5 protein-coding genes are annotated in these 5897 nt (G+C 72.4%); 2 read left to right on the top strand and 3 right to left on the bottom strand.

What is annotated here, in order from left to right; all coding sequences use genetic code 11:
* Positions 1–135: 135 nt before the first annotated feature.
* A complete protein-coding gene (locus tag AB0M47_RS41795) occupies positions 136–1095 on the bottom strand; it encodes a LysR family transcriptional regulator (RefSeq protein ID WP_363424343.1) in 960 nt (319 codons plus the stop codon).
* Positions 1096–1112: 17 nt separating this feature from the next.
* Here AB0M47_RS41795 and AB0M47_RS41790 point away from each other — a divergent pair, with 17 nt between their 5' ends.
* Both AB0M47_RS41790 and AB0M47_RS41785 read left to right on the top strand, forming a co-directional pair.
* On the top strand, positions 1113–1973 hold the full coding sequence (locus tag AB0M47_RS41790) for a serine hydrolase (protein WP_363424340.1): 861 nt from the start codon (positions 1113–1115) through the stop codon (positions 1971–1973).
* 120 nt (positions 1974–2093) lie between these two features.
* Positions 2094–3068, top strand: coding sequence for an MBL fold metallo-hydrolase (locus AB0M47_RS41785; RefSeq protein ID WP_363424337.1), 975 nt, complete (start codon positions 2094–2096; stop codon positions 3066–3068).
* 45 nt (positions 3069–3113) lie between these two features.
* Here AB0M47_RS41785 and AB0M47_RS41780 read toward each other — a convergent pair whose 3' ends face one another.
* Together AB0M47_RS41780 and AB0M47_RS41775 are read right to left on the bottom strand one after the other, a co-directional pair.
* Positions 3114–4805 carry an ABC transporter ATP-binding protein gene (locus AB0M47_RS41780; RefSeq protein ID WP_363424335.1) on the bottom strand — a complete coding sequence of 564 codons (1692 nt, stop codon included), beginning with the start codon at positions 4803–4805 and terminating at the stop codon, positions 3114–3116.
* On the bottom strand, positions 4802–5897 hold a 1096-nt coding region (locus AB0M47_RS41775; RefSeq protein ID WP_363424332.1), incomplete at its 5' end, for an ABC transporter ATP-binding protein. The genes AB0M47_RS41775 and AB0M47_RS41780, both read right to left, overlap by 4 nt.

The raw sequence follows: 5897 nt of genomic DNA, 5'->3' as shown, positions 1-5897 counted from the left end.
AAGATGTCGGGCCGGGCGTAATGCCCGACGACGTCGAGGTCGAAGCGTGCCCGGGTGATGTCGTCGAGGTCGAGGGTGGCGATGAGGATCTAGGAATGAAACTGATAACTTTGTATTTCTAAATTGGTTATAGTCTTAACGATAAGACGGCGTGAACACCACGGTCCACGGCCGGGGCGCCGTGGCCGGCCCGATCTGTGCCGCCGGGGACGGCCCCGCCAGCGTCTCCGCCGCGACCCGGCCGAACCGTTCGGCCGCCGGATGCGGCGACTGCGCCGGCCAGGCCGCCGACACCGTACGCCGCAGCGGGCTGCCGTCCAGGGCGCGCCAGACGACGCGAGGTTCCCGGCGGGCGGCCGACTCGGGCTCGATCGCGACCCCTCGACCGGCCAGCACCAGGCCGAGCAGGAACTCCGAGTTGCTCGCGTGGCGTACGCGGTTCGGCACGAAGCCGTTGTCCCGGCACACTTCCAGCACGTGGTCGTGCCAGCCCGGGGCCGTCGCCCGCGGTGGCAGGACGAGATCCTGACCGGCCAGATCGGACAGCCGCACCGTGCCGAGCCGGGCCAGCGGCGACAACCGTGGCACCAGTACGCCCAACGCCACCGTGACCGGTGGGCCGAACCGCAGATCCGGCGCGTCGACCGGATGGCTGATCAGGCCGACGTCCAGCCGGGCTTCGGCCAGCAGCCGAACCTGTTCGCCGGTCGTCAGCTCCTGCAGGTCGACGTCGAGCCCTGGCGCCTGTTCGCTCAGCTCCCGCAGCAACGCCTGCAACGTGGCCGCCGGGGTGTCGGGCTGCACTCCGGCGCGCAGCGTACCGAGGTGGCCGTCGCGGGCCAGCCGCATCAGCGACCGCAGCCGTTCCTCACCGGCGAGCAGCGTACGCGCCTCGTCGAGGAGCAGCCGGCCGGCCGCGGTCAGCTCGATCCGGCGGCGCGATCGGTCGAACAGCTCGACCTCCAGCTCCCGTTCTAGCCGCTGGATCGACTGGCTGAGCGGCGGCTGGGCGATGCCCAGCCGGTCGGCGGCCCGGCCGAAGTGCATCTCCTCGGCGGTCACCACGAAGTACCGCAGATGCCGGAAGAGATCCATTCCCCGACAATACGTCGGTGGAGATCTTCGACAAGCTCGACGTGGACGCCTGGCTGCACGCCGTCGACCTCGGCACCGGCCGTGAGATCGGGTTCGGCGCCGACGATCCGGTGGTGATCGCGTCGGTCGTCAAGGTGCTGCTGGTCCTGGAGTTCGCCCGGCAGGTCGCGGCGGGCCAGCTCGATCCGGCCGAACGGGTCGTCGTCCGGGCCGCCGACCGGCTCGGCGGCTGGGGCACCGCCGGCTGTGCGGACGACGTCGAGCTGTCGCTGCGCGATCTGGCGTACTTCGCGATGTCGGTCAGCGACAACACGGCCGCCGACCTCCTCGCCCAGCGGGTCGGCCCGGACCTGCTGCCGGTGCTCGCGGCCGAACTGGGGCTGTCACGGACCCAGGTCATGGGTAGCCCTCGGCAAGTCCTCGAGTCGCTGTTCGCCGACGTGGGCGCGCGCGACGCCGACGAGTTCGCGCGCGTCTTCCGCGACCTGCCCGACGATCAGATCCGCGCGCTGCGCGTCTACGACCCCGCCCGGACCAACTCCAGCACGCCTCGCGAGCTGACGCGGCTGCTCACGCTGATCTGGCAAGACCAGGCGGGACCGCCGGCGGCCTGCGCGATGGTCCGCGACTGGATGTCCCGGCAACTGTCGCGGACCCGCCTGCCGTCCGGCTTCCCGCCCTCGGTCCAGGTCGCGGGCAAGACCGGCACCCTGCCCGGCCTGCACGTGGAGGCGGGCGTCGTCGAATACCCCGACGGCGGGCGCTACGCGGTCGCGATCGGGGCCCGCACCCGACGGCCCGACACTCGCGGCATCGACGTGGATCTGGCGATCGGCCAGGCCGCGCGCACCGCCGTCGACACCTTGCGCTCCGTGTGATCAGGGCCTCATCAACTGGTACGCGCACCGCGACGGCGCTGGGCCGATACGCGTACGGATATCGTGGCCGCGGTTCGATCGTCTTGGACCCGGCCGCCACGGCGATGCTTGCCTGGGGTCATGACTTCTTCTCGCCGCAGGTTCATCGGATCCGCCGCCCTCGTCGGCACCGGGGCCGCCCTGGCCGGCGCGGGCGCTCCGGCCGCCGCCGCGTCACCCGCTCGCCGCACCGCACCCGGCACTGCCGGCGCGACCGGCGCTTCGGCGAAGGCGACCTTCCGCTGGCTGGGCACCTCCGGCTGGCGGATCGACATCGGAGACAAGACGCTGCTGGTGGACCCCTATCTCAGCCGATACTCGACGGGCCTGTTCGCCGGGCACTTCGATCCGGCGACCGAGCTGACCGTGGACGAGGGCCGGATCGGCGACCATCCCGGCACTCCGGAGACCATCCTCGTCACCCACACGCACTGGGACCACTACAACGACGTCCCGCACATCGCTCAGCGGTCCGGCGCCCGGGTGTTCGGCACCCTGACGGCGTACCACCTCGGGCTGGCGTACCAGGTTCCGGCGGGGCAGCTGAGCCCGGTCAAGGGCGGCGAGGTGATGGACTTCGGCGCGTACACAGTGGAGGTGGCCGGCTCGCTGCACAGCCGGAACGGCTCCTACTCGCTGGCCTTCCCCGGCGTACGCGTGGCGGTGCCGCCTCGGCCGCGGACCGTGCAGGATCTGCCGGAGGGCGACACCCTCGCGTACCAGGTGAGCGTCGCGGGCGGCCCGAAGGTGTTCTTCATGGGCGCCAGCGACTTCGCCGAGCGAAACCTCACCGGGCTCGCCCCCGACGTCGCGATGATCGCCGTGCCGGCCACCGACGTGACCCACGCCTACGTGCCGCGGCTGCTGGCGGCCCTGGATCATCCGGCCGTCGTGGTCCCGGTGCACTGGGACGACTTCGAGACGGCTCTGCAGAACCCGCCGTCCGTCAGCGTGAGCGACCGTCAGCGGCTCGACCTCTTCGTCGCCGCCGTCCGCGCGACCGCGCCGCGTACGCGCATCCTCGTGCCGGAGTACCTGAGGCCGTACACGTTCTGAGTGCATTCGGGGCCACCCGGGGCGGCGGGATGGTCCAGGCGGGTGTCAGGCGGGCGTCAGCGTCCACCCGGCCGCCTGCTCCCGCTGCCGCCAGTACGCCGCGAACCGGCCGTCCAGCGCGAGCAGGTCGGCGAGCGAGCCGATCTCGGCCACCTTCCCGTCCTCGAGGAAGACGATCTGGTCGGCGTGCGCGATCGTGGTCAGCCGGTGCGCCACGATCACGGTCGCGCGGCCCTGCCCGCCCGCCTGGATCGCCGCGACGACGGCCCGCTCGTTGGCCGTGTCGAGGGCGGCCGTCGCCTCGTCCAGCAGCAGGATCGGCGCGTCCTTGAGCAGTGCGCGGGCGATGCTCACGCGTTGTCGTTCGCCGCCGGACAGGGTCGCGCCCCGCTCACCGACCCGGGTGTCCCAACCGTCCGGAAGCCGCTCGATCACCTCGTCGAGCTGCGCGGCCGTCGCGGCGGCCTGAAGGCGCTCGTCGCCGGCCCCGGGCGCGCCGAGGCGCACGTTGTCGCGCAGGCTCGCCTCGAAGAGGTAGACGTCCTGGAAGACGACCGACAACTGTCCCATAAGGACGGACGGGTCGTAGTCGCGCACATCCTGACCGCAGACCCGGACGCTGCCGGAGCCGACCTCGTGGAACCGCGCCATCAGGGCCAGCAACGTGCTCTTGCCCGCGCCGGACGGCCCGACGATCGCGGTCGTGGTGCCGCGCGGAACGATGAACGAGACGCGATCCACCGTGGCGGCCTCGGCGTACGCGAAGCTGACGTCCTGCAGTTCCAACGCGGGCGCGTGGTCGTCGGGCTGCGCGTCCGACCCGGTCAGGATTGGCGCTCCCAGCAGCGCGCGTACGCGGGACAGCGTGCTGCGCAGGTTCTGCAGGGCGGGGGAGAGCCCGGCCAGGGTCGTGAAGGGCTCGATGAACCGCACGGCGACGACGACGAGCGCCACGGTTTCGGCGCCGGTCACCTCGGACACGACGGCCGCCACCGCGAGGGCTACCAGCGCCACCTGCGTGGCCAGGCCGAACAGCAGCTGACCGGGGATGCCGAAGCCGATCAGGCGCAGGACGGCGGACCGCTGCCGGGCCAGGGCGAGCCCGAGCGCCGTCCCGTCCGCGCCGGCGCGACCGGCCGCCCGCAGGGTCGGCTGCGCCTGGGCCAGTTCGATGATCCGCTCGCCGGCCTCACCAGCGGCGTCGGCGTACGCGTCGTCAGCCGCCCGCACGAATCGCATGCTCGCCCACATCGCGGCCAGCAGCACGGGGACCGCCGCCAGGGCGACCACGCCCAGCGCCGGGGCGAACAGCAGCAGACCCAGTCCGATGAGAGCTGGGGTCAGCAGGGCGTTGATCGTCGGCGTCACCAGCCAGGCGATGGCCTGGCACAGCTCGCGGCCCGACGAGGTGAGCGTACGCCGGGCGTCGGCCCGCCGTTCGGTGGTGAACCAGCCCAGCGGGACCCGGTGCAACCGGTCGACCAGGCGGGTCTCGACGCTGTTGAGCAGGGCGAAGCCGATGGTGAACCCGGCGTCGGCGACCCGGAAGTCCAGCACCCAGCCCACCACCACCAGGACGCCCAGCGCCGCGATCCACGGCACGGCGTCGCCGTCGGAGAACAGGGCGGACAGCGCCGGGAGCAAGGTCAGCACCGCAGCGGCCCGCACGACGGCGCTCACCCCGAGCAGGACGGCGTATCGGACGAGGGTCCGGCGATCGTCGATCAGCTGGATCACAGCGTCACCTCCTGGGGACGGCCGGCCTGCCACAGTTCGCGGTAGAGACCGGGGACGGCGAGCAGCTCGGCGTGCGTACCGCGGTGGACGGGGTGGCCGCCGTCGAGCACCACCACGGCGTCGGCCCCGGTGATGGTGTGCAACCGGTGCGCGATGACGAGCACGGTCCGGCCTTCGGCCAGCCGGCTGAGCGCCTGCTGCACCTGGTGCTCGGACTCGGGATCGGCGTACGCCGTCGCCTCGTCCAGCACGAGCACCGGCGGATCGGCCAGCAGCGTACGCGCGATGGTGACGCGCTGCGCCTCCCCGCCGGACAGCCGGGCGTCCACAGTGTCGTAGCCGTCGGGCAGCCGGGTGATCCGATCGTGGATCCCGGCCGCCTTCGCCGCCGCCTCGACCTGCGTACGCGTCGCGTCCGGGCGGGCCAGCGCGATGTTGTCGTGCACGGTGCCCCGGATCAGCCGGACGTCCTGGAAGACGAAGCCCACGGTGCGATACAGCTCGGCCAGGGTGAGATCCCGCAGGTCCACCCCGCCGATGGTGATCCGGCCGCCGGTCGGATCGTGGAACCGGGCGAGCAGCGCGGCCAACGTGGACTTGCCCGCGCCGCTCGGGCCGACCAGCGCGGTGACGGTGCCCGGCGCGAGGTCGAGGTCGACGTTCCGCAGGACGGTGTGCTCGCCGTCGTAGCTGAAGCTGACGTCCTCGAACCGGACGGTGTGCCCGCCGCCTCGGAGTGTCCGCGGCTGCTCCGGTTCGGCCAGTTCTGGCTGGTCGAGCAGCAGGCCGATACGCCGGGCGGCGTCCTGGGCCTGCCGGACCGACCCCATCCCGTACGCGGCGGCGAGCAGCTGGCTGCCGAAGGTCACCCCGAGCAGGAGGAACGGCACCAGATCGGCGGCGCTGAGCGCACCGGCCGAGAGCAGCAGACCGCCCGCGACCACGATCAGCAGCAGCGAGGTGAGCGGCCGGGTGACCAGATCCACCAGCGTCTTGCGGCCCGGGTCGACCTGGCTCTTGATCTGCCGCAGGCGCTGCACCACCTCGGGGGTGAAGGCGTCGGCGACGGTCTCGGCCGGGTTGAGGAACGTG

This window comes from Hamadaea sp. NPDC051192, assembly GCF_040682475.1.
In the GTDB taxonomy this organism is placed as follows: Bacteria; Actinomycetota; Actinomycetes; order Mycobacteriales; family Micromonosporaceae; genus Hamadaea; species Hamadaea flava.
Note: the sequence above shows the minus strand (reverse complement) of the source record. Positions and strands in the feature narration are given on the sequence as shown.

What these genes read in the sequence shown, in the direction of transcription:
- AB0M47_RS41795 (WP_363424343.1), bottom strand. Translation starts at nt 1,095, where the DNA reads ATGGATCTCTTCCGGCATCTGCGGTACTTCGTGGTGACCGCCGAGGAG.
- AB0M47_RS41785 (WP_363424337.1), top strand. Translation starts at nt 2,094, where the DNA reads ATGACTTCTTCTCGCCGCAGGTTCATCGGATCCGCCGCCCTCGTCGGC.